The sequence below is a fragment of the Janthinobacterium sp. RA13 genome, assembly GCF_000745325.1.
GTDB lineage: Bacteria > Pseudomonadota > Gammaproteobacteria > Burkholderiales > Burkholderiaceae_D > Janthinobacterium > Janthinobacterium rivuli.
On sequence record NZ_JQNP01000001.1, the window covers coordinates 4,718,013 to 4,742,577 of the forward strand.

A 24,565-nucleotide genomic window follows, 5' to 3' on the forward strand; every position below is an offset into this window, starting at 1 on the left:
CTGGCAGAGGGTGCCGGACATGCACAGGCAAGTGCGCAGTATAGCGACCGATAGGGTGGCGATATGGGGAGAATGCCGTATTTAATTGATGAGCGTTGCTGTGCGGCAACGATTGCAGGATATCAACATGCGCGACTTTCATGCGCATCCGTACTGCGCGGAAAAACGTTCAGGCAGGCAAGCCGTGAGCGATCAATTCCAGCGGCAATTCCGTGCTGCACTTGATTTGTTCCATGGAGAAGGCGGACGACACGCCCGTCAATTGCACGGCCTTGATGAGCTTTTTATAAAACGTGTCGTAGCCTTTGATGTCGGTCGTGACGACTTTCAGCAGGTAGTCGATGTCGCCGCTCATGCGGTGAAATTCCTGTACTTCGGGCAAGACGATGACGGCGGCGGCGAAGCGGCGCAGCCATTTTTCATCGTGCTGTCCCGTGCGCACGCTGACGAAGACGGTCACGGGCAAGCCCACTTTTTGCCGGTTGACGATGGCCACGCGGCTCTCGATATAGCCCTCTTCCTCCAGGCGCTTGACCCGCTTCCAGCACGGCGTGCTGGACAAGCCGATCTTCTCGCTGAGGGCGGCGATCGACAAGGTGCCGTCCTGCTGCAGGGCGGCGAGGATGGCGCAGTCGAATTTGTCAAGCTGAGTACTTGGTGAATTCATTTTGCTATTCCGTGTTTTGTGGCATGTACATGCTGCATGGTACCTTGTTTGCAGCATTTTTTGGCATATCTTCACGGGGGCAGGCCGGTAGACTATTCATATGTCCCAGCCGCCTGCGCTGCCCCCTTTTTATAGAATAGTCAGACTGCCATCATGAAAGAAATCTACCTCGACAGCAATGCCACCACCTGCGTGCTGCCCGCCGCCGTTGCCGCCGCCCGGCAAGCGATGGAGCAGGGCTATGGCAATCCCAGCAGCACCCACGCGACGGGGTTGCAGGCCAAGGCCATGATGGATGGCGTGCGCCGGCGCGCCAGCGGCTTGCTGGGCGTGGGCGACGGCCGCCTGATGTTCAACAGCGGCGCCACCGAAGGCATCCAGACGGCCGTGCTGTCGGCCCTGTGCGCGCTGCGCGAACGGCGCGCTGCGGGCAAGCGCATCGGCAGCCTGCTGCTGTATGGCGCGACCGAGCACAAGGCCGTGCCGGAAAGCCTGGCGCACTGGAACCGCCTGTTGGGCCTGGGCCTGGAAGTGCGCAAGCTGCCCGTCGATGCGCAGGGACGCCACGATCTGCAGGCGCTCGATGCGCTGATCGGCGACGCCGCCATGCTGTGCACGATGGCGGCGAATAATGAAACGGGCGTCGTCAGCGATTTGTCCGCCATCGCCCGGCTGCTGCAGGAGCGCGGCGCGGATGCCTACTGGATGGTCGATTGCGTGCAGGCGCTGGGCAAGCTGAAACTGAACCTGGCTGCCACGCGCATCGATTACGCGCCGTTTTCCGGCCACAAGCTGTATGCGCCCAAGGGCATCGGCATGCTGTATGTGCGCGCCGGCGCGCCGTTTACGCCCTTGATGATGGGCGGCGGCCAGGAAGCGGGCTTGCGCTCGGGCACGGAAAACATGGCCGGCATCGCCGCGCTGGGCGCCGTGCTGGCCGCGCTCGACGATGGCAAGACCTTCCGCAGCCACGCCGACCTGGCCGCGTTCCGCGAGCAGCTGGTGGCCAGCCTGGAACGCGCTTTCCCCGGCATCGTGTTCAATATGCCGTTCGACTTGTCGTTGTCGACGACGCTCAATTTTTCCGTACCGGGCCTGTCCTCGAAAGAATTGCTGGACCTGTTCGACGCGGCGCGCGTGCGCGTCAGCTCGGGCAGCGCCTGTTCCGCCGCCAAAGCGCTCCCCAGTTATGTTCTGGAAGCGATGCATGTGCCGCAATGGCGCGCCAGCTCGGCCATCCGTTTGTCGTTCGGCCCTCTGATTGACGCGGCGACCATTACCGCCGCGTGCGCGCGCATCGAGCGCTGTGGTGAAGCGCTGCGCAGCAGCTGTTTGCTGCCGTCGGCGCTGGCGCCATCGCCGCAGGATGGCGTGATTCAGCTCAGCGTCGATGGCCAGTGCACCTGGCTGCTCAGCGACGCTGCCAGCGCCAGTTGCGTCGTCATCGACCCCGTCGCCGCACTCGTGCCGCGCCTGGCCGCCTTCATCCGCTGCCAGCACCTGGCCTTGCGCGCCATCGTGCACACGACGGCGCCAGCCGACCATGGCGTGGCGCGCCTGGCCTTGCTGCAGGAACTCGAGATCGAACAAGTCGGTCACGTCGATATCGATGGTGAGCTGGCACTGGGCCAGCAGCGTTTGCGCCGCATCGAATGCGGTGATAACCATGTGTATTTGCTGGAGCAGCGCTTCGCCTTCATCGGCACCCTGGCGCCCGAGGCCTTGACGCCCTTGCTGGATGCGGCGCTGCTGACGCCAGACACCGTGCTGTGCGCGTCAGGCGACGACGGCAGTATTTGCGGCACCGTGCACAGCGTGCAGGACGGTAGCGTGCCGTCCGCCGAACTCCAGTTCGATGCGGCCGCCTTGCCCGCCTTTCTGCGCCAGCATCCCGACGCCATCCTCGTCGACGTACGCGAAGCGTATGAACACGCGGCGTGCGCCGGCACGGTATTCGAGGGTTGCGAGGTGCGCAGCGTACCGCTGAGCCGCCTGGCGGGACAGGTGGCCGCATGGCTGCAGCAACCGCAGCGTCCGCTGGTCTTTTTCTGCCGCAGCGGCAACCGCAGCGCGCGCGCCAGCGCCTGCCTGCGTCGCCTCGGTCATGGCGCCGCATGGCAACTGAACGGCGGCATGGCGATGGCGGAAGCGACGCGCCACCCGCTGGCCATCGCGGCCTGAGCATCTTGAATTTCCTCCTTGAAATATTGCTCCGTGCCATCATCGTCACGGAGCAAGCTATTCGTTTCCTTGCGGCATTTTTTCATTGTCCAGTCTGCAAATTTCTTTGCCGACACGCTGCCAAAGCGCCAGCTATGTACGCTAGCGCACGGTCTTGCCTGCGTCGCCCTCCTACGATGAAGTTCAGAAAATCTCCCTATACCCTGAGATTCGTCGCAACGCTCCGGCGCTTCGCTTTCCGTCTTCGCCAGTGTCCGATCGTGTTCTTCCAGACTGGGCCAGCGTGACGGTGGCCGCTGGTTGCCTGCGCGCACCTAGCGAGGCCCAAGTTGAAAGAGTACACAGCAGTTGTCACGCAGCAGATCAAGGAACAGATTTCCAAAGTTAAAGAAATCTTCCGCGACCACTCCCTTGCACCGGACACCTTCGACGCCGCGCGCGACGATGCCTTGCCCCTGCGTTCCGAATTATTCAGCGCCATGCAGATGGCCGCCCACGGCAAGCACGTGGCCGCCGGCCATGCGGTAGGGCGGCATCACGGCCGCGACCGCTTGCTGGCGCGCCTGGCCGACAATGCGGCCCTGATCACGGCCACCGTCAACGAGCTGACGGCGACCGTCAAAAGCGGGCGCCAGGTCACGCCCGCTTCGGAATGGCTGCTCGATAATTTCTACCTGATCGAAGAGCAGATCCGCACCACGCGGCGCCACTTGCCGAAGAACTACAGCAAGGAGTTGCCACGGCTGAGCTCTGGCGCGGACGCGGGCTGTCCGCGCGTGTATAAAATTGCGCTGGAAATCATCTCGCACGGCGATGGCAGGGTCGACCTGGAAAACCTGTGCCACTTTGTCGAGGCTTACCAGGACGTGGCCACCCTGACCTTGGGCGAGCTGTGGGCCGTGCCCATCATGCTGCGCCTGGCCCTGATCGAAAACCTGCGCCGCGTCGCCGTGCGCGTGGCCGACGACCGCATGCAGCGCGACCTGGCCAACACCTGGGCCGACCAGATGACGGAGATCGCCGAGCGCAATCCCAGCGGCTTGATCCTGCTGGTGGCCGACATGGCCCGTTCGAATCCGCCTATGACCAGCGCTTTCGTGGCCGAATTGTCGCGCCGCCTGCAGGGACAAAGTTCCTCGCTGACCCTGGCGCTGTCGTGGCTGACGCACAAGCTGGCCGAGTCGGGCCTCACCATCGAGCAGCAGATCCAGTCCGAGATCGGGCAGCAGGCGGCCGACCAGGTGTCGATCGCCAACAGCATCGGCAGCCTGCGTTTTCTCGGCACCATGGATTGGCAGGAATTCGTCGAGACCATGAGCGTGGTCGAGCAAACCTTGCGCCTGGACCCGGCCGGCACCTATGGCTTGATGGATTTCGCCACGCGCGACAGCTACCGCCACGCCATCGAACGCATCGCCAAACGCAGCGCGCGCAGCGAGGTGGAAGTGGCCGAGATGGTGGTGCAGCTGGCGCACACGCATGGCAACGGCAATGACGCGCGCCGCGGCCACATCGGCTTTTACCTGGTGGGCCGCGGCGTGCTGGTGCTGGAAAAGCAGGCCGGCGCCAGGCTGCCGTTCGTCGAAGCGCTGCAGCATACGGCGCGCGCCGCGCCGCTGGCCGTCTACCTGGGCGCCATCTGCTTCCTGAGCCTGGCGACGAGCGCCTTGCTGCTCGAGCGCGCCGTGCGCCATGGCGTGCAGGGCTGGCCCCTGGCGGCGCTGGGCGCGCTGGCGCTGCTGGGCAGCAGCCAGCTGTCTGTCGCCGTGGTGAACTGGCTGGCGACTCTGATGACGTCGCCGCATCCGCTGCCGCGCATGGATTACCAGGCCGGCATTCCGTCCGATGCGCGCGGCATCGTCGTCGTGCCGACCCTGATCTACAGCGAGCAGAACGTGGCGGCCCTGTGCGAGGCGCTGGAAGTGCGCTATCTCGCCAACCGCGACCCGAACCTGCGCTTTTGCCTGCTGACGGACTTCGTCGACGCAGAGGCGCAAACGATGCCCGGCGATGAAGCCCTGCTGCGCCAGGCGCAGGAGACCATCCGCGCCCTGAACGAGAAGTACCGCGTGGAGGGTGTCGAGTTCAAGGAAAACGGCGACCCGGCCGACCCCGAGGAGCTGGGCCACGTGGGGCCGTTCCTGCTGCTGCACCGTCCGCGCCTGTGGAATTCGCAGCAGAATGCGTGGATGGGGCAGGAGCGCAAGCGCGGCAAATTGTCCGACCTGCACGCGTTCCTGCGCGGCGGCGCGCGCGACAAATTCTCGCTGGTGGAAGGCGAGTTGCGCGGCCTGCGCACGATCAAATACGTGATCACGCTCGACACGGATACGCAGCTGCCGCGCGACGCGGCGCGCGAATTCATCGCCACCATGATGCACCCGCTGAACCGCCCCGTGCTGGACGCGGCCGGCACGCGCGTGGTGGCCGGCTACGGCATCCTGCAGCCGCGCGTGGCCGTGGCGCTGCCCAGCGCGAACGCCTCGCGCTATGAGCTGCTGTGCGGCGGAGAACCGGGCATCGACCCGTACACGCGCACCGTATCCGACCTGTACCAGGACGTGTTTTATGAAGGCTCGTTTATCGGCAAGGGCATCTATGATCTCGACATGTTCGAGCGCGTGCTGGGCCAGCGCCTGCCCGACAATAAAATCCTCAGCCACGATCTGCTGGAAGGCTGTTATTTGCGCGCGGGCCTCTTGAGCGACTCGCAGCTGTATGAAGAATATCCGGCCCGCTACGACGCCGACGTGAGCCGCCGCCAGCGCTGGATACGCGGCGACTGGCAGCTGGTCGGCTGGTTGCTGGGCCGCGTGCCGGGCCGTGCCGGCAAGCGCGAACGCAATCCCTTGTCGATGCTGTCGCGCTGGAAGCTGTTCGACAATCTGCGCCGCAGCGTCGTCGCGCCGGCCACTACTGTGTCGCTGCTGCTGGTGTGGGGCTTTTTGCCGCACGTGGCCTTCTGGAGCGCGGCCGTGCTGGCCATCATCTTCCTGCCGCCCGTGTTTTCGGCCCTGTACGATTTGCTGCGCAAGCCGCGCGACACCTTGTGGCGCCAGCACCTGGCCGCCTTTGAGCGGCGCTGCGGCGTGCAGTTTTCGCACGCCATGCTGACCCTCGTCTTCCTGCCGTACGAAGCGTGGATCAGCCTGGACGCCATCGTCCGCACCCTGTGGCGCCTGGGCGTATCGCACAAGCATTTGCTCGACTGGCGTGCCTCGAACCTGCATGTATCGTCAGGTTCGCAAGCCGACAGCTGGCGCGCCATGTGGTGCTCGCCCGCGCTGGCGCTGGCTACCTTCGGCGCCTTGCTCCACTGGCGCCCCGAGGCCTTGCCGGCCGCCGCCGTGGTGCTGCTCTTGTGGCTGGCCGCACCCGCCATCGCCTGGTGGATCAGCCGCCCCATCGAACGGGCCGTGGCGCGTTTGTCGGCCGAGCAGGGACGTTTTTTGCATGGCGTGGCGCGCAAGACCTGGGCGTATTTCGATACCTTCGTCGGGCCGGACGACCACTGGCTGCCGCCCGATAACATGCAGGAGCATCCGAACCTGGTGGTGGCGCACCGCACCTCGCCGACGAATATCGGCCTGGCGCTGCTGGCCAACCTGACGGCCTACGATTTCGGCTATCTGACCCTGGGCCAGCTGATCGAGCGCAGCCGCGCCACCCTGCACAGCATGGGCGAGCTGGAACGCTTCCAGGGCCATTTCTATAACTGGTACGACACGCAAACGCTCAAGGCGTTGCAGCCGATGTATATCTCGACCGTCGACAGCGGCAACCTGGCCGGCCATCTGCTGACCTTGCAGCCGGGCCTGGTGGAACTGTACGACACTCCCATCATCGGCGCGCAGATCGTGCAGGGCATCCGCACGACGGCGCAGGTGCTGCAGGAATTCATCGCCGCCGAAGGCGAAGGCAAGGCCATGCGCGAGAGCATGACCCTGCTGCAGGCGCAGGCCGCGCCCGCCAGCCTGGCCGAATGGCATGCCTATCTCGCCGCCGCGAATGGCGCGGCTGACGCGCTGCTGTCGCTGACCTTGCAAAGCGAGGATGGCGACCTGTCCATGTGGGCGGGAGCCTTGGCGCGCCAGTGCCGCGCGGCGCTGGCCGAGTTGCTGCAACTGGCGCCGTGGGCGGCGCACGCGGGCGTCGATGCGGCGCTGATGCGCGTGCCGACCCTGCGCGAACTGGCCAACCTGGAAGCGCCGGAAGGCACGCCGCCCGAACTGGCGGTGCTGCTGGCGCAGGGCCGCGAACAGGCGGGCCGCCACATGCGCGACATCGCCCACGCGGCGGGCCAGGCGCGCGACTTCGCGCAGATCGAATACGGCTTCCTGTACAACCCGGCGACAAAACTGCTGGCCATCGGCTACAACGTCAGCGAACGGCGCCTGGACCCCAGCTACTACGACTTATTGGCTTCCGAAGTGCGCCTGGCCAGCTTCATCGCCATCGCCCAGGGCCAGCTGCCGCAGGAGCACTGGTTCGCCCTGGGCCGCCAGCTGTGCATGGTGGCAGGCCAGCCCGTGCTGCTGTCGTGGAGCGGCTCGATGTTCGAGTACCTGATGCCGCTGCTGGTGATGCCGAACTACCCGAATACCCTGCTTGACCAGACCTACCATTCCGTCATCGAGGCGCAGATCGATTACGGGCGCCAGCGCGATGTGCCGTGGGGGATTTCCGAGTCCGGCTACAACACGGTCGACGCCAGTTTGAACTATCAGTACCGCGCCTTTGGCGTGCCGGGGCTGGGCCTGAAGCGTGGCCTGGCCGACGACCTGGTGGTGGCGCCATATGCCAGCATGATGGGCCTGATGGTGCAGCCGGAAGCGTCGTGCCAGAACCTGCAGCGCATGCAGGCGGCCGGCTACATGGGCCGCTACGGCTTTTTTGAAGCCATCGATTTCACCACGGCGCGCCTGCCGCGCGGGCAGGGCAGCGCCATCATCCGCTCCTTCATGGTGCACCACCAGGGCATGGGTTTTCTGGCCCTCAGCTATTTGCTGCATGACCGCCCGATGCAGCGGCGTTTCGAGTCCGATCCGCTGCTGCAATCGGCCTTGCTGGTGCTGCAGGAACGCACGCCGCAGGCCGGCGCGTTTTACTCGAACACGGCCGAACTGGCGGTGCTGCGCAGCGGCGCGCCCGAGCAGGCCATGCCGATGCGTATCCTCACGCAAGCCAACAGCGCCGTGCCGGAAACGCAGCTGCTGTCGAATGGCCGCTACCACGTCATGGTGAGCAATGCGGGCGGCAGCTACAGCCGCTGGAAAGACCTGTCCGTGACGCGCTGGCGCGAAGACAGCACGCGTGATAACTGGGGCAATTTCTGCTACCTGCGCGACCTCGATGATGGCGCAGTCTGGTCCACCATGTACCAGCCCACCCTGGCTGAACCGAAGAAATACGAAGTGATTTTTTCCGAAGGGCGGGCCGAGTTCCGCCGCGCCGACCATGGCCTCGACCTGTACACGGAAATCGTCGTCTCGCCCGAGGACGACATTGAAATCCGCCGCACGCGCATCAGCAATAATTCGAACCGCCAGCGGCGCATCGAGATCACCAGCTTTGCCGAAGTGGTGATGGCGCCGGCGGCGGCCGACGCGGCCCATCCCGCGTTCAGCAAGCTGTTCGTGCAGACGGAAATCCTCGCGCATGAAAAGGCGATTCTATGCACGCGCCGGCCCCGCTCGAAAGAGGAGCAGATGCCGTGGCTGCTGCATGTGATGACCGTGCACGATATCGAGCGCTACGAAGTATCGTTCGAGACGGACCGCGCGCGCTTCATCGGTCGCGGCAACACGGCGCAGCTGCCGCAGGCGCTGCAGGAAGGTGGCCCGCTCAGTGGCGGCCAAGGCTCCGTGCTCGACCCCATCGTGGCCATCCGTTACGTCATCACGCTCGAACCCGACCAAGCTGTGACGGTCGACAGCGTGACAGGCATGGTGGAGCAGCGCGAGGCGGCCCTGCACCTGATCGACAAATACCAGGACCGCCACCTGGCCGACCGCGTGTTCGAGCTGGCCTGGACGCACAGCCAGGTGGTGCTGCGCCAGTTGAATGCCAGCGAAGCGGACGCGCAGCTGTATGCGCGCCTGGCCAACGCCGTAATCTATCCGAATGCGGCCCTGCGCGCCGAGGCCAGCATCCTGATCAAGAACCAGCGCGGCCAGTCCGGCCTGTGGGCGTATGCCATTTCCGGCGACTTGCCCATCGTGCTGCTGCAGATACGCGACGCGGCCAATATCGAACTGGCGCGCCAGATGGTGCAGGCGCACGCCTACTGGCGCCTGAAGGGATTGATCGTCGACCTGGTGATCTGGTACGAAGAACAGTCGGGCTACCGCCAGCTGCTGCACGACCAGATCATGGGCCTGATCGCCTCGGGCATCGACGCGCAGGCGATCGACCGCCCGGGCGGCATTTTCGTGCGCCTGGCCGAGCAGATCGCCAACGAAGACCGCATCTTGCTGCAATCGGTGGCGCGCGCCATCATCAGCGACTTGCGCGGCACCCTGGCCGAGCAGGTCAAGCGTCCACCGAGCCCCGTGCTGCGCATGCCGCCGCTGCTGCAGGATCCGGCCCGCGAACAGGGCGGCGTGCCGCACCGCGCGCCAGAGCGCGCGCTGATCCTGGAAAATGGCCTCGGTGGTTTCACACCCGATGGGCGCGAATACGTGATCACCACGGCAGAAGGCAAGCAGACGCCGGCGCCGTGGTCGAACGTGCTGGCCAATGCGCAATTCGGCACGGTGGTGTCGGAAGCGGGGCAGGCATATACGTGGAGCGAGAATGCGCATGAATTCCGCCTCACGCCATGGCAGAACGACCCTGTCTCCGACCTGTCCGGCGAAGCGTTTTATGTGCGTGACGAGCAAAGCGGCCAGTTCTGGTCGCCCTCGTCGTTGCCCGCGCGCGGGAGCGGCGATTACGTGACGCGCCACGGCTTCGGCTACAGCGTGTTTGAACATAGCGAAGGCGGCATCGCCACAGAATTGTGCACCTATGTGGCGCTCGATGCGGCCGTCAAATATTCGGTGATCAAGGTGCGCAACGACAGCGGCGTGCCGCGCCGCCTGTCCGTCACCGGTTATGTGGAATGGGTGATGGCCGACTTGCGCGCCAAGTCCGGCATGCACGTGGCCACCGAGGTCGACACGATCAGCGGCGCCCTGTTTGCGCGCAATAACTACAACACGGAGTTTTCGGGCCGCGTCGGCTTTTTTAATACCGACGCGAGCATCCGCTCCATCACCTGCGACCGCAATGAATTCATCGGCCGCAATGGCAGCCTGGCGCAGCCGGCGGCGCTGCGCCGCGTGCGCCTGTCCGGCAAGGCGGGCACGGGGCTGGACCAGTGTGCCGCCATCCAGGTGCCGTTCGAACTGCAGCCGGGACAGGAGCGCGAAATCGTCTTCATCCTCGGCGTGGGCGGGCGCCGCAATGCCGACGCCAGCACCATGGTGCAGCGCCATGCGGGCAAGGAAGCGGCGCGCAGTGCGCTCGACGCGGTGCGCGCGCACTGGGACAGCACCCTGGGCGCCGTGCGCATCGAAACGCCCGATCCGTCGCTCGACGTGATCGCCAATGGCTGGCTGATGTACCAGACCATCGCCTGCCGTCTGTGGGCGCGCAGCGGCTATTACCAGTCGGGCGGCGCCTACGGTTTCCGCGACCAGTTGCAAGATGCGATGGCGATGATACACACGGCGCCGCAGCTGCTGCGCAAGCATTTATTGCTGTGCGCGGCGCACCAGTTTGTCGAGGGCGACGTGCAGCACTGGTGGCATCCGCCGTCGGACCGGGGCGTGCGCACGCACTGCTCCGACGATTACCTGTGGCTGCCGCTGGCCGCCTGCCGTTATGTGATCGCCACGGGCGACGTCAACGTGCTGTCGGAAGTGGCGCCCTTCATCGAGGGGCGTGCCGTCAAGCCGGAAGAGGATTCGTATTACGACTTGCCCGTGCGTTCGGGCGAGTCGGCCGACCTGTACGAGCATTGCGTGCGCGCCATCCGCCATGGCCTGCGCCTGGGCGTGCACGGTTTGCCGTTGATGGGTTCCTGCGACTGGAACGACGGCATGGACAAGGTGGGCGAACATGGCAAGGGCGAGAGCGTGTGGCTGGCCTTCTTCTTGTACGAAGTGCTGCAGCGCTTTGCCGAAGTGGCCCTGCTGCGCGGCGACGCCGCGTTTGCCCAGTTCTGCCGCGACGAAGCCGTGAAACTGGCGGCCAACGTCGAGGAACATGCGTGGGATGGCGAGTGGTACCGGCGCGCGTATTTCGATGACGGCACGCCACTGGGATCGCACACCAACGAGGAATGCCAGATCGATTCGATTTCGCAAAGCTGGGGCGTGCTGTCGGGCGCCGCCAACCAGGAGCGCGTGGCCGGCGCCATGCGCCAGGTCGATGCGCGCCTGGTACGCCGTGACTCCGGCGTGATCCAACTGCTCGATCCGCCGTTCGACAAGGCCGACCTGAATCCCGGCTACATCCGCGGCTATGTGCCCGGTGTGCGCGAGAACGGCGGCCAGTACACGCATGCGGCCATCTGGACGGCGATGGCGTTTGCCCGCATGGGCGATGGTGAAAAGGCGTGGGAATTGCTGCGTATGATCAGTCCCGTGCGCCATGGCGCTGATGCGCAGGCGGTGGCGCGCTACAAGGTGGAACCGTATGTGGTGACGGCCGACGTGTATGCCGTCGCGCCGCACGTGGGACGCGGCGGCTGGAGCTGGTACACGGGATCGTCGGGCTGGCTGTACCGGCTGATCGTCGAATCCCTGCTGGGCTTGACGCGCGAAGCGAACGTGCTGCGCATGGCGCCGACCATGCCGGCCGAGTGGCGCAGCTTCAAGCTGCATTACCGCTTCGGCGCCAGCAGCTATGCCATCACGGTGGAGCAGGCACAGGGGCGCCCTGCGGGCTTGTCGCTCGATGGCGTGGCGCAGCAGGGCAACAGCATCGCCCTGCGCGACGAGGGCCGCGAGTATGCGGTGCTGCTGCTGGTCTAGTCTTGCCAGGTGTCGTCATCGGGACGGCGCCGGCCAAGCAGCAGGATCAGGCCGGCGCCGAGCAGCAACAGGTCGCGCGTGCGCACTTCGGGTGCGGATTGCGTTGTCGTCTGAGGGTTCGCCGGTGCCGCCATGGCGGCGGGGAACTGGCTTGCGCAGGCGGCCAGGCACAGCGCCGCCACTTTTCCATTTAACTGCATAGATTCCTCAAGAAAGCGCGCCGACCGTTCGGAATTGGCGCGCCAGTATTCATGTCCACGACATTGTAATTATGAACATGAATATTGTAAACGAGAAATTATCTGTGCTTGTGTCAAAATCCCAGTGCCGCACCCGCACCGAGCAGGGTCGCCACGCCCAGCACGGCAAACACCAGCGCCGCGATGCCGTGCACGAGGCGCAGCGGGACGCGGTTGGCGATCCTGTCGCCCAGGTAGACGGCCGGCACGTTGGCCAGCATCATGCCGAAAGTGGTGCCCAGCACGACAGAGACAATATCGTGATAGCGCGCCGCCAGCGCCACCGTGGCCACCTGCGTTTTATCTCCCATTTCCGCCATGAAGAAGGCGATCAGGGTGGTCAGGAAGACGCCGTACTTGGCCAGCTTCGTTTCGTCTTCATCGAGCTTGTCGGGGATCAGGGTCCAGGCGGCCATGGCGAGGAAGGAGACGCCGAGCACCCAGCGCAGCACGTTCGGCCCCAGCATGCTGGTGATCCAGGCGCCGACGGCGGCGGCAAAGGCGTGATTGGCGATGGTGGCGACGAAAATGGCCAGCACGATGGGCAAGGGTTTGCGGAATTTGGCGGCCAGCAGAAAGGCCAGGAGTTGGGTTTTGTCGCCGATTTCAGCGAGACCGACGATGCCGGTGGAGATGAGGAATGCTTCCATGAGATTGCAAGAGGTACGCGGGCCGGACGAATTAACCAATGATCCACGGGCGACTCCGGCCCATGCGGCCGCCCTGGATCAATGGTCTCGTCAAGTTTTTCAACCACCTGCACCATGGCCTGCGGGCCAATCATGTTGATACAGGTTCCCGCGGCGTGACCGCGAGACGACTACTCCCCAATGTTCGAGGCGCATCATACGCCAATGCCTGCGCCGGCGCCAGTGCTGCCGGGGCACGGTGCTACCTGGTGTGTGGGACTTCGACAACAATGATCGATTTGAAAACAGACTCGACTTAGAATGCAGTTCTGTCCACGACTCCCAGATGGAATGCGCCATGCCGGTCCTTGTCCGCTTGCTTGCCTTGTGTTTGACCCTGTTTGCTCCCTTGTCCGGCCTGTGCGCCGCGGCGCCCTTCGACGACAAGTTCCGCCAGCTGGAAGAACTGCTGCCCACGCCGAACAACTACCGCACGGCGTCCGGCGCGCCGGGCCACGCCTACTGGCAGCAGCGCGCCGATTACGTGATCCGCGCCACGCTCGATGAGGAACGCCGCGCCATCACGGCCAGCGAACAGATCACCTACCACAACCGCTCGCCCGACAGCCTCGCGTATCTGTGGCTGCAGCTGGACCAGAATGGCTTGCGCCAGGATGCCGACCAGCGCCGCGTATTGAGCGCCCCATCGCGCCAGGCCTGGCTCAGTGGCAGCGAGGACGAAGCGCTGAAGTTCGAGGACTTGCGCGCCCTCCATACGGGCCGTGAATTCGACGGCGGCTTCAAGCTCACCGCCGTGAAGGCGGCCAGCGGCAAGCCGCTGCCGCATGTCGTCAACCAGACCATGCTGCGCATCGATTTGCCGACGGCGCTGGCGCCCGGCCAGAGCATCACGTTCAATATCGACTGGTCGTATCAGATCAATGACCAGAAGGTGCTCGTCGAGCGCTCCGGCTACGAATATTTTGAAGACGACAAGAACACGATCTTCCAGATCGCGCAGTGGTTCCCGCGCATGGCCGCCTACTACGACGCCGTCGGCTGGCAGCACAAGCAGTTCCTCGGCTCCGGTGAATTCACCCTGGAGTTTGGCGACTACGAGCTGTACCTGACGGTGCCGGGCGATCACGTGGTGGCTGCCACGGGAGAGCTGCAAAATCCTGCTAGCGTGCTGAGCGCGGCGCAGCGAGAGCGCCTGGCGCGGGCGAAAAACAGCAACACGCCGCTGCTGGTGATCACGCCGCAGGAAGCGCTGGCGGCGGAGAAGGGCCGCGCGGCGGGGATGAAAACCTGGCACTTCAAGGCGGCCAATGTGCGCGACGTGGCGTGGGCGTCGAGCCGCAAGTTCATCTGGGATGCGCAGGGCCTGGACAGCGGCGGCAAGCGCGTGATGGCCATGTCGTATTACCCGAACGAGGGCAACCCGCTGTGGCAGCAGTACAGCACGCGCGCCGTCGTGCACGCGATCGAGCAGTACAACAAATACAGTTTCGACTATCCGTATCCGAACGCGATCTCCGTCAACGGCGCCGTGGGCGGCATGGAGTATCCGATGATTGCGTTCAATGGCGGACGCCCCGTGAAGGACAAGAAGACGGGGGAGCTCACGTACTCGAAGACGGCCAAATATGACCTGATCGGCGTGATCATCCATGAGGTGGGCCACAATTATTTCCCCATGATCGTCAACTCCGACGAGCGCCAGTGGACGTGGATGGACGAGGGCCTGAATTCCTTCCTGCAGTACCTGGCCGAGCAGGCGTGGGAAGAGCATTTCCCCTCATGGAATGGCGAGCCGCGCAAGATCGTCGACTACATGCGCAGCCAGAACCAGGTGCCCATCATGACCAATTCCGAGTCCTTGCTGCAGTTCACGGCGAACGCCTACGACAAGCCGGCCACGGCGCTCAACATCCTGCGCGAGACCATCCTCGGGCGCGAACTGTTCGACTTCGCCTTCAAGCAGTATGCCTTGCGCTGGAAGTTCAAGCGCCCGACGCCGGCCGACTTTTTCCGCACCATGGAAGACGCGTCCGGCACGGACCTGGACTGGTTCTGGCGCGGCTGGTTCTATACCACCGACGCGGTCGACATCAGCATTGACGGCATCAGCGAATATGGCGTGAGCACGAAGAACCCGGAAGTCGAGAAAGCGTGGAAGAAGGCGCAGAAGGACGCGCAGCCGATCTCGATCTCGGACCAGCGCAACAAGGCGCTGCCGAAGAAGGTCGATGCCGATCCTGCGCTGAAGGATTTCTATAACCGGCACGATGATTTCACGGTCACCAACAAGGACCGCAACAGCTATGCGGAAGAACAGGAAACGCTGGAACCGTGGGAGCGCAAGCTGCTGGAACAGCGCAACATGGGCAAGCATTTGTACCTGGTCGACTTTTCGAATCTCGGCGGCCTGGTGATGCCCTTGATCCTGGAAATCGAACTGAAAAGCGGCAAGAAGATCATCGAGCGCGTGCCGGCCGAAGTGTGGCGCTATGCGCCGCACAAGATCAGCAAGGTGATCGTCACGGACGAGCCGATGGTGGGCCTGGTGCAGGACCCGTACTGGGAGACGGCCGACATCGACACCAGCAATAACGCCTGGCCGAGAAAAATCACGCCATCGCGCCTGGAGCTGTTCAAGCAGGACCGCGACAAGAACAACCTGATGAAGGATGTTAATACGCCGCTGAAAGCGCCCGAGGCCAAGCCGGCAGCCAAGGCCGAGACAAAACAGTGAAACAGCGCCGGCCGGTCCGGCGCTTTTTTCTGCCGGCCTGCGCCGGAAGTGCTATTCTGCGCGACGCCCCGGCGCACACGGACCGGGGCTTTCGCAAATCATTCAAAAGACGACCATGCAAACTTTGACCTTCCTGCGCGCGCTGGGCTGTGCGCTACTTTGCCAGGTGACCCTGGCCGCGCACGCCGACCCCCTCAGCTATGCGCGCTATGACCAGGTGCGCACGCGCGACCTGCAGCTGGACCTGAAAGCGGACTTCAAGCAAAAGACGCTTTCCGGCTATGCCGAGCTGTCCTTGAACTGGATCGATCCGGCGGCGCGCACCCTGGTGCTCGATACGCGCGATTTGTCGATCGCCAAGGTGCAGGTACAGGACAAGCGCGGCGCATGGCAGATGGCGCCGTACCAGCTGGACAAGGCCGACCCGGAAAAGGGCCAGGCGCTGCGCATCACCACCACGGGCCAGCCTGGCAAAGTGCGCGTCTACTACCACACGGCGCCGAACGCCATCGCGCTGCAGTGGCTCACGCCGCAGCAGACCATGTCGGGCAAGCTGCCTTTCATGTTCAGCCAGTCGCAAAGCATCAATGCCCGCTCGTGGGTGCCGTCGCAAGATACGCCGGCCGTGCGCTTTACGTATAGCGCGCGCATCGATGCGCCAGCGGGCATGCGCGTCGTGATGAGCGCCGAAAATGACGAAAAGGCGACGGGCAAGGGCGGCTGGAAATTCAGGATGCCGCAGCCGATTCCATCGTACCTGCTGGCCATTGCCATAGGCGAACTGGAAGTGCGCAAACTCGGTCCCCGCTCCGCCGTGTATGCGGAACCGCCGCGCATCAAGGCGGCCGAATACGAGCTGGCCGACACGGAAAAGATGATACAGGCAGCCGAAGCGCTGTATGGTCCATATGGCTGGGGACGCTACGACATGATCGTGCTGCCACCATCGTTCCCCTATGGCGGCATGGAAAACCCGCGCCTGACCTTCCTCACGCCGACCATGATCGCGGGCGACCGCAGCCTGGTAGACCTGATTGCGCATGAACTGGCCCACTCGTGGTCGGGCAACCTGGTCACCAACGCCTCGTGGAAGCACATGTGGCTCAACGAAGGCTTCACCACCTACGTCACCACGCGCATCGTCGAGCAGCTGTATGGCAGCGAAGTGGCGCAGATGGGCGTGCAGGTCGACCAGGAAGAACTGGCCGCCTCGATCCGCGAATTGCCGGCGGCGAAAACGGCGCTGATCACGCGCGATGCGGACGCCAATCCGGCCGAAACGTACACGGACGACGGCATCATCTACCCGAAAGGCGCCTGGTTCCTGGCCACCATGGAGCGCCGTGCCGGCCGCGCCGTATTCGATCCCTTCCTGCGCGGCTGGTTCGACCAGCACGCGTTCCAGAGCGTGACGACGGAGCAGTTCATCGCCTACCTGCGCAAGAATCTGCTGGCGCAGCATCCGGACGTGATGCCGGCAGCGGAGCTCGATGAATGGCTGTATGGCACGGGCGTGCCGGCCAGCGCGCAGCGCGTCGTTTCGCCGCGCCTGGCGCTGCTCGACCAGCACCGCGACGCCTGGTTGAAAGGCACATTGCCGACGAAAGACCTGGGCATGGACAAGTGGATCGCCATCGAATCGATGCACTTCCTGAACGACATCAACAACAAGGCCAGCGCGGCGCAATTGCGTGAACTGGACCAAGCCTACGGCGTGGGCAAGAGCGGCAACAATGAAGTTGCGTACCGCTTCTACCTGGCCGCCGTGAACGCCGGCTACGACGTGCAGCAGCCCTTGCAGGCATTCCTGATGAGCGTCGGCCGCCAGAAGTTCGTCGTGCCCCTCTACAGCGCCTTGATGAAGACGCCGCAGGGCCATGCCTGGGCCAAGGACGTGTATGCGAAAGCGCGCGAACGCTACCACCCGGTGACGCAGGAAAGCGTCGATAAATTGATGGCCGCGCAAGCGCATTGAACCTTCCTTGGATATCCTGACCATGCATACCATGAACCGTCTTGCCGCCGCCATCGTGCTGGCGTTTTCCAGCATCGCCGTGCCGGCGCTGGCTGTTGACGCGGCCCCCGTCGTTGCCGCCGCACCCACACCCGCATCCGCGCCTGCCTTCGATCTTGACCGCGACGTTGCCACCGCCCTGAAAGTGTTCGACGTGCCCGGCATGGCGATCGCCATCGTCAAAGATGGCAAAGTCATCACCGCCAGGGGCTTTGGCGTGCGCAAACTGGGCGAACCGGCGGCCGTCGATGCGCAGACCCTGTTTGAAGTGGCATCGAACTCGAAAGGCTTCACGGCCGCCGCGCTGGCCATGCTGGTTGACGAAGGCAAGCTGGCCTGGGACGATCCCGTCACCAAGCACCTGCCCGGCTTCCAGATGCACGATTCCTACGTGACGGGCGCCATGACCATCCGCGACCTGCTGACGCACCGCAGCGGCCTGGGCCTGGGCGCGGGCGACTTGCTGTGGTGGCCAACCACCACGTTCAGCACCGACGAGATCATCGAGAAGCTGCGCTACATCCGTCCGGCCACGAGTTTTCGCAACAGCTATGCCTACGATAACCTGCTGTACATCGTGGCCGGCAAGATCATCGCCGACAAGGCGGGGAAAAGCTGGGGCGAGGCCATGCATGAACGCATCCTGGCGCCGCTGGGCATGACGGGCACCACCACCAGCCTGGCTGAAAATGCGGGCAAGCCCGACGTCGCCAGTGCGCACAGCAAGATCGACGGCAAGATCGCCGCCGTCAAATCGATGCCCGTGCCGAACGCCGTGGGCGCCGTCGGCATCAACACGAATGCGGAAGATATCGCCAAGTGGATGATGGTGCTGCTCGACGGCGGCAAGATCGCCGGCGTGAAAGACAAGGATGGCAAGGAAGCGCGCCTGTTCAGCGAAAAGCAGGGCCGCGAAATGTGGACGGCGCAAACACCGATCAAGATTTCCGAACCGAAGCCGGCGCTGGCCGCGACGAAACCGAATTTCAGCGCGTATGGCCTGGGCTTTCAGCTGCGCGACTACAAGGGCATGAAAGTGGCCATGCACGGCGGCGCGCTGCAGGGCTTTTATTCGCGCGTGGTGATGGTGCCGGAAGCGAAACTGGGCGTGGCCATTCTGACCAATGCGGAAAATGGCGGTTCCATGACGGCGCTGCAATGGCGCATCCTCGACCATTACCTGCAGGCGGCGCCGTCGGACTGGCTGGCATTGGTGGCCAAGGTGGAGCAGGACCAGCATGCGGAAGAGGTGAAAAAGCAGGGCAAGGCGTCGAGCGCGCGCGCGGCGAAATCGCAGCCGTCGCTGCCGCTGGCGGCGTACGACTGCGAGTATGAAGATGCCTGGTACGGCAAGGTCATCATCAAGCCCGAGGGGAAAAAGCATATCCTCAGCTTCACGCGCACGCCGGACCTGACGGGCGAGCTGGAACACTGGCAGCACGACACCTTCATCGTGCGCTGGAAAGAGCGCAATTTCAACGCCGATGCGTACGTGACGTTCTCGCTCAATCCCGATGGCAGCATCGACCGGGTAAAAATGGCGCCCGTGTCGGCCGAGACGGATTTCAGCTACGACTTCCAGGACCTAAGCCTGGTGCCGGTGAAGCCGAAGGAAGCGAAGAAATAAAGCGGTAGGTCGGGTTAGCGCGCAGCGCGTAACCCGACATTCTCACTATGGCTTGACGAACTTCAGGGTCATGCGGTCGCTCTCGCCGATGGCCGTGTATTTGGCCCGATCGACATCCTTGTTGGCGTAGGTCGGTGGCAGCGCCCAGACGCCGCCCTGGTGGTTCGCCTTGTCTTTCGGATTGGCGTTGATGTCCGACTTGGCCGCCAGTTTGAAGCCTGCGCCTTCGGCCAGCTTGATCACATACGCTTCGTGCATGTAGCCGCTGCTGGCCGTGGCGTCCTGCGCCTGGCTCACCGGCAGGCGGTGCTCGACGACGCCGAACACGCCGCCCGGTTTCAGGCTGTCATACACTTCCTTGAACAGGGTCTGCATGCCCGCCTCGCCGATCGGTATCCAGTTGTGGATATTGCGGAAGGTGAGCACCATGTCGGCCGTGCCCTTGGGCGCGATGCGGTAGGTGGTCGGTGGCGCGAAGGCACCGAGTTCCACCTTGCCGAAGGCGGCTGGATTGGCGTCGAGTTTTTGCTGGAAGCGCGCCGCGCCACGGCGTGCGCCTTCGCTGGCGGATTGCGGATCGTTGCCTGCGGCGATCAGCTTGCCGTGGTCGCGCAGGTAGGGCGCCAGGATCTCCGTATACCAGCCGCCGCCAGGCGCCAGTTCCACCACCGTCATCGTCGGCTTGATGCCGAAGAACGTCAGCGTTTCATACGGGTGGCGGGCGCTGTCACGCAGCGCGTTGGCCGGCGTGCGCGCACTGCCGGCGATGGCTGCCTTCAGGGCCGCGTCGCCCGCATCGGCGGCCAGTGCCGCGCCGCTGCCGCCACAGGCCAGCATGACCGTCAGGGCCGCGGCCAGGGATACTCGCTTCATCATCATATGCTCCATGCGTGATTGGATCGGTTGGTCAATTGGTGGCGATCGCCATCAACGCCGATCATCGGTCAAGCACGCTGGCCGGTCAAGCGGATTCCGTCCCCCATACGGCGGCATACGCGGGCATCTCGCTGGTGTTGAGCGCATCGGCGATGGCCGCGCTACGGCCGTGCGTAAACGGCAGTTCGCCCGTCCAGACGGTATGCGCCATGTCGCCCGCGTCGTCGAGCGGTCCGCCCTTGCGCTGCTTGACGGCGCATTCGTCGAGCGCGATGCGCAGCACGGTGGTGGCCGCGTATTCCTTGGCGCTGCCGCCGCGCACCTGCGCCAGGCGTCCCGGCGCCAGCTTCTCCATCAACGCATCCATCGCCGCATGCTGCTGGCCGATGTCGCTGAGTTTTTCAAACTGCCCGTACACCATCGCCGAGCGGTAGTTCATCGTGTGATTGAAGGCGGAGCGTGCCAGTACCAGGCCGTCGAGATGGGTCACCGTCACGCACACGTCGGTTTCGCGCAGCAGCTGCTTGAGCATGCGGCTGCCGTTCGAGCCGTGAATGTACAGGTGGCCGCCGATGCGCCAGCAGGCGGTCGGGATGCAATGGTTTCCGTGCTCGTCGTGGAAGGCGATATGGCACAGGTAGGCGGCGTCGAGGATGGCGTGCAGGGTGGCTTGCTCGTAGCTGGCCAGTTCGGCGACGCGGCGCACGCGGGTACGGGGGCTGGGGGGCAGGGCGGTAGCGGTCATGGCGGAAGTCCCGTTGGTTGAAGAGGAAGGCCGCACTATAATCGGCATCTGGCCCTGAAAAAAGATCCAGAAGTGAGAAATAATTTAGAGCCACAATGTAAGGAGGCACATGGATTTTGCTTTGCTGCTGAACGCGTTCGAGTGCACGCACCGCGAGCGGGGCTGGCCGCGCCAGCGCCTGCTGCATGAATGCCTGCGCGCGGCGATCCGCGGGGGACAGCTGGCGCCCGGCACGCGCCTGGCCGCCACGCGCGTGCTGGCCGTCGAGCTGGGGTTGGCGCGCAATACCGTGCTGTACGCCTACGAGCAATTGGCCAGCGAAGGGTTTGTCTTGCCGGACCGGCGCGGCACAGTCGTCGCTGGCAGCGCCGGGGTGCCGGTGGCATCGTCAGTGAGCGGTGGCCATGATGGATTATCGCGCCGGGCCCGGCATTTGCGCGGCGTGTCGGGACAGGATGCCAGCGCGGCGCTGGTGTTTCCCGCCGACGCCATGGGGGCGTTCGCGCCTGGCGTGCCGGCGCTCGACGAATTCCCGCTGGCGCAGTGGCGCCGCATGCTGGACCGCGCGTGGCGCGCGCTGACGCCGCGCCAGCTCAATTACGGCGATCCTGCCGGCGAGCCATCCTTGCGCATGGCCATCGCCGAGCATTTGCGCGCCGCGCGCGGCGTTGTTTGCGATGCGGGCCAGGTGTTCATCACGGACGGCACGCAGAGCAGCCTCGATGTCTGCCTGCGCGCCTTTGCCGACCAGGGCGATACCTTGTGGATCGAGCATCCCGGCTATGGCGGCGCGCTGGCGGCGGGCCGTGGCGCCGGCTTGCAAGTGACCGGTATCGCCGTCGACATGGATGGCATCGCGCCGACCGATGACGACTGGCGCGATACGCCGCCGCGCCTGATCTACACGACGCCGTCGCACCAGTATCCGACGGGCAGCGTGCTCAGCCCCGCGCGCCGCATGGCGCTGCTCGAACGCGCCCGCGCGGCCGGCGCCCTGATCATCGAAGACGATTACGACAGCGAGTTTCGCCATGGCGGCCCGCCGCTGGCGGCCATGCAGGGACTGGTGGCCGACGCGCCCGTCGTGTACCTGGGCACCTTCAGCAAGACCATGTTTCCCGCCTTGCGCATCGCCTTTATCGTCGTGCCGGCCGCGCTGGCCGGCGCCTTCGCGCAGATGCAGGCGCAGGGCGCCGCGCGCGGACGCGTGGCCGAGCAGCTGGCGCTGGCCGAGTTCCTGCGCAGCGGCCTGTTTGCGCGCCACGTGCGCCGCATGCGCCGCCTGTATCGCCAGCGCCGCGACGCCTTGAGCGAAGCCTTGCAGCGCCATGCGTGTGCGGGTGCGGCCATCCATGGCGGCACGGCCGGCATGCACCTGGCGCTGCGTTTTCAAGACGACCAATGGGATGACCTGGCGCTGAGCCGCCGCGCCGCGCAGGACGGCATCGTGGCGCTGGCCCTGTCCGCGCATGGCACGGGCGAAGGGACGGGAGAAGAGTCAGGCTGGAACGGTTTTTTGCTCGGTTATGCGCAGGTGCAGGCCGAGAACATGGATGGCCTGGCGCGCCGCCTGGGCGCAGTGCTCGCGCAAGCTGGCGCGGCTGGGCAGGCGAAGCGGTCACAATAGGGCTCTTTCCAACCCAATCAGAATACTGCCCATGATACTGAGCTGGAAAGCCCCGATTTATTACAATGACAAACTCACCGGTTCCTACGACAAGGAACATGGCTCGTATGAGACGGCAGGATCGAACTTCGACTACCTGGACCTGCTGCAGGGGGCGCCTTTTCCGCCCGGCATGGACAAGCCACCCGTGCATTTTGCCTGTCCCAAGGAGCGGCTATTGAAATATGACTGTCTGTGGCTGCTCGGTGAGGTGCCGCTGGTCTCGGCCCGCCTGGCCGAATTCCTCGCCGGCGCCGCAGGCCAGGACGTGGAATTGCTCGCCCCCGCCTGCATCATGGCGGGCGGTGAACTGGTGGCGCAGCCGTTTTACATCGTCAATGCGGCGCAACGCGTACAGACGGTGGACCTCGCGCGTTCAATCGCTGAAAAAGATGACAAGGGCAACATCATCTATTTTACGAGCAGGTTTTTCCGCGACGATGCCATGGCGCCCAGGCAGGTCGCCAGGGATGCGCAATCGGGCGACCTGTTGATCTCCAGCGAGCTCGCTGGCCTGATGAAGGCCGCGCGCTTCAAGGGGGACAAGAAGCTGGGGTTTTATCGCGCCGAAGGGCGGTGGGAAGAGGCTCTTGAATGAGATCGCACGGGCACCGCGCCTGATGGGGCTTACTGCTGATCCTGCATCCACTGCTTCAAGCCGTTGACCCAGTTCTTGGCGGGCAGGTTGAACTGCTTCTTGATGGTGGCGGCGCGTTCGTATAGCTCACTGAAGTCGAGTGATGGCGATTTTTTGAAAGCGAGGACGACGATGTTTTCATCTTCCATTTCCGGCACCCAGACGACGGCGTCGAAGACCAGCTCCATCGCCTGCAAATTCTTGTCGTAGTTGGGGAAGTCGCCGAAGACATTCGTGCACATGATGCCGTCGTCCGTCAGACAGTCGAAGCAGGCCTGGTAGAACTCGGGCGTGTCGAGCACGGGGCCGCGCGCGTCCTCGTCGTACAGGTCCACTTGCAGCGCGTCGGCCGTGCCGTGGTTGGCCGGATCGAGCACGAAGTCGAGCGCATTCATTTCACGCACGTCGAGGCGCGCGTCGTTTGGCGGCAGCGCGAACTGGGCGCCGCAGATGGCGATCACGTTCGGATTGAGTTCGATGGCCGTGACCGTGGCGTCGGGGAAGCGGCGGTAGCTGAATTTGGTCAGCGCGGCGCTGCCCAGGCCCAGCTGCACGATGCGTCTGGGCTGCGTCTTGAACAGCATCCACATCATCATCATCTGGACATATTCGAGCTCGATGGCGTCGGGTTTGTCCAGGCGCATGGCGCCCTGCACCCATTTGGTCCCCAGGTGCAGATAGCGGATGCTGCGGTGTTCGGTGGTGGTGGCCGGCGGGTGGCCGGGGTGGCTGAAAGCGGTATGGCTGGTGGAGGTAAAGTCGGTCGTCATGGCGCCAGTTTAGCAGCCGGCCGAAAAAAAGACGCCGCAGCGTCTTTTTGGGGGAGAGCTCAAGATTGCTTGCGGCGGCGCGCCAGGAAGCCCAGTACGCCCAGCCCGGCCAGCAGCATGCCATACGTTTCCGGTTCAGGAACGGGGGCCAGGTTCAGGTTGAAGGTGCCGCCATAGCTGCCGCCATTGCTGTTGCCCATGACGGTGAGAACCATCGGACCGTTGAACAGCAGGCTGGTTTGCGCCAGCACCTCGCCCTGGGCATAGCCGAAGACGGTGGGTCCGCCAAAGCCCGTCAGCGCGATGCCGTTCAGGTTGGCGCCGCTGAAGTTGATGGAGGCCGCATCGCTGCCCGTGACCGACAGGTTGGCCAGGAAGGCTTGCGCGGTCGAGCCGAAAGTGGCGTCGGGAGTGAAGGTGAACGTATCGGTAAAGCCGCCGAGCGGAGTGGGCGTGGCGTTGAAGCCGCCCGTCCACAGGTTGCCGGTGGTGTTGCTCAGGTCCACGTTGTACGCTGTTGCCTGGGCTACGCCGATGGAAGCTGCGCTCAGGAGTGCTACTGCGATGAGTGATTTCAGTTTCATTTTTATCCCCGCGAAAAAACGATTGATGTTTCAAAAAAACCGTGCCGCTCAGATAAATTATCGCCAGGACATTTCATTGTCAATGAGCTATTTTTATATCATTATGCAAACTTAAATAGCTTATTTCTAACACACGGGCATGGCGCTCGCGATGT

General features: G+C 64.2%; 14 protein-coding genes and 1 riboswitch. Of the genes, 7 read left to right on the forward strand and 7 right to left on the reverse strand.

Going from position 1 to position 24,565, the window contains the following annotated elements; translation table 11 throughout:
• Positions 1 to 169: 169 nt before the first annotated feature.
• Positions 170 to 667, reverse strand: coding sequence for an Lrp/AsnC family transcriptional regulator (locus FG13_RS20840; protein ID WP_035823969.1), 498 nt, complete (start codon positions 665 to 667; stop codon positions 170 to 172).
• 153 nt (positions 668 to 820) lie between these two features.
• Here FG13_RS20840 and FG13_RS20845 point away from each other — a divergent pair, with 153 nt between their 5' ends.
• On the forward strand, positions 821 to 2,848 hold the full coding sequence (locus tag FG13_RS20845) for an aminotransferase class V-fold PLP-dependent enzyme (RefSeq protein ID WP_035823972.1): 2,028 nt from the start codon (positions 821 to 823) through the stop codon (positions 2,846 to 2,848).
• Positions 2,849 to 3,240: 392 nt separating this feature from the next.
• Entirely contained in the window at positions 3,241 to 11,868 is an 8,628-nt protein-coding gene (locus FG13_RS20850) for a GH36-type glycosyl hydrolase domain-containing protein (RefSeq protein ID WP_081922839.1), read from the forward strand.
• On the opposite strand, the gene FG13_RS20855 is transcribed toward FG13_RS20850, so the two are convergent.
• Both FG13_RS20855 and FG13_RS20860 read right to left on the reverse strand, forming a co-directional pair.
• Positions 11,865 to 12,068 (reverse strand): hypothetical protein, encoded by a 204-nt coding sequence (locus FG13_RS20855; protein WP_035823974.1) that lies wholly within the window; start codon positions 12,066 to 12,068, stop codon positions 11,865 to 11,867. The two genes, FG13_RS20850 and FG13_RS20855, sit on opposite strands and share 4 nt — an antisense overlap.
• A 113-nt stretch (positions 12,069 to 12,181) precedes the next feature.
• Entirely contained in the window at positions 12,182 to 12,757 is a 576-nt protein-coding gene (locus FG13_RS20860; RefSeq protein ID WP_035823977.1) for a TMEM165/GDT1 family protein, read from the reverse strand.
• 8 nt (positions 12,758 to 12,765) lie between these two features.
• Positions 12,766 to 12,948: riboswitch (yybP-ykoY riboswitch) on the reverse strand.
• A gap of 146 nt (positions 12,949 to 13,094) precedes the next feature.
• Between FG13_RS20860 and FG13_RS20865 the strand changes: the two genes are divergently transcribed.
• The 3 genes from FG13_RS20865 to FG13_RS20875 all read left to right on the forward strand — a co-directional run bounded on the left by FG13_RS20865 (position 13,095) and on the right by FG13_RS20875 (position 19,132).
• On the forward strand, positions 13,095 to 15,491 hold the full coding sequence (locus tag FG13_RS20865; RefSeq protein ID WP_035823980.1) for a M1 family aminopeptidase: 2,397 nt from the start codon (positions 13,095 to 13,097) through the stop codon (positions 15,489 to 15,491).
• A 115-nt stretch (positions 15,492 to 15,606) separates the two neighbouring features.
• Entirely contained in the window at positions 15,607 to 17,466 is a 1,860-nt protein-coding gene (locus FG13_RS20870; RefSeq protein WP_035823983.1) for a M1 family metallopeptidase, read from the forward strand.
• Positions 17,467 to 17,488: 22 nt separating this feature from the next.
• Positions 17,489 to 19,132, forward strand: a complete 1,644-nt coding sequence (locus FG13_RS20875; RefSeq protein ID WP_035828539.1) for a serine hydrolase — start codon at positions 17,489 to 17,491, stop codon at positions 19,130 to 19,132.
• Between the two features lie 45 nt (positions 19,133 to 19,177).
• On the opposite strand, the gene FG13_RS20880 is transcribed toward FG13_RS20875, so the two are convergent.
• Together FG13_RS20880 and FG13_RS20885 are read right to left on the reverse strand one after the other, a co-directional pair.
• Positions 19,178 to 20,008, reverse strand: a complete 831-nt coding sequence (locus FG13_RS20880) for a class I SAM-dependent methyltransferase (protein ID WP_081922840.1) — start codon at positions 20,006 to 20,008, stop codon at positions 19,178 to 19,180.
• An 85-nt stretch (positions 20,009 to 20,093) separates the two neighbouring features.
• On the reverse strand, positions 20,094 to 20,753 hold the full coding sequence (locus FG13_RS20885; RefSeq protein WP_035823985.1) for a pyridoxamine 5'-phosphate oxidase family protein: 660 nt from the start codon (positions 20,751 to 20,753) through the stop codon (positions 20,094 to 20,096).
• A gap of 109 nt (positions 20,754 to 20,862) precedes the next feature.
• Here FG13_RS20885 and pdxR point away from each other — a divergent pair, with 109 nt between their 5' ends.
• Complete coding sequence (gene pdxR / locus FG13_RS20890; RefSeq protein ID WP_035823987.1) at positions 20,863 to 22,380, forward strand: MocR-like pyridoxine biosynthesis transcription factor PdxR; 1,518 nt, start codon at positions 20,863 to 20,865, stop codon at positions 22,378 to 22,380.
• A 31-nt stretch (positions 22,381 to 22,411) separates the two neighbouring features.
• Entirely contained in the window at positions 22,412 to 23,017 is a 606-nt protein-coding gene (locus tag FG13_RS20895) for a hypothetical protein (RefSeq protein WP_035823989.1), read from the forward strand.
• Between the two features lie 29 nt (positions 23,018 to 23,046).
• Here the strand turns inward: FG13_RS20895 and FG13_RS20900 are convergent, their stop codons facing one another.
• Complete coding sequence (locus FG13_RS20900; RefSeq protein ID WP_035823990.1) at positions 23,047 to 23,826, reverse strand: spermidine synthase; 780 nt, start codon at positions 23,824 to 23,826, stop codon at positions 23,047 to 23,049.
• Positions 23,827 to 23,885: 59 nt separating this feature from the next.
• A complete protein-coding gene (locus tag FG13_RS20905; RefSeq protein WP_081922664.1) occupies positions 23,886 to 24,410 on the reverse strand; it encodes an FxDxF family PEP-CTERM protein in 525 nt (174 codons plus the stop codon).
• Between the last annotated feature and the right edge of the window lie 155 nt (positions 24,411 to 24,565).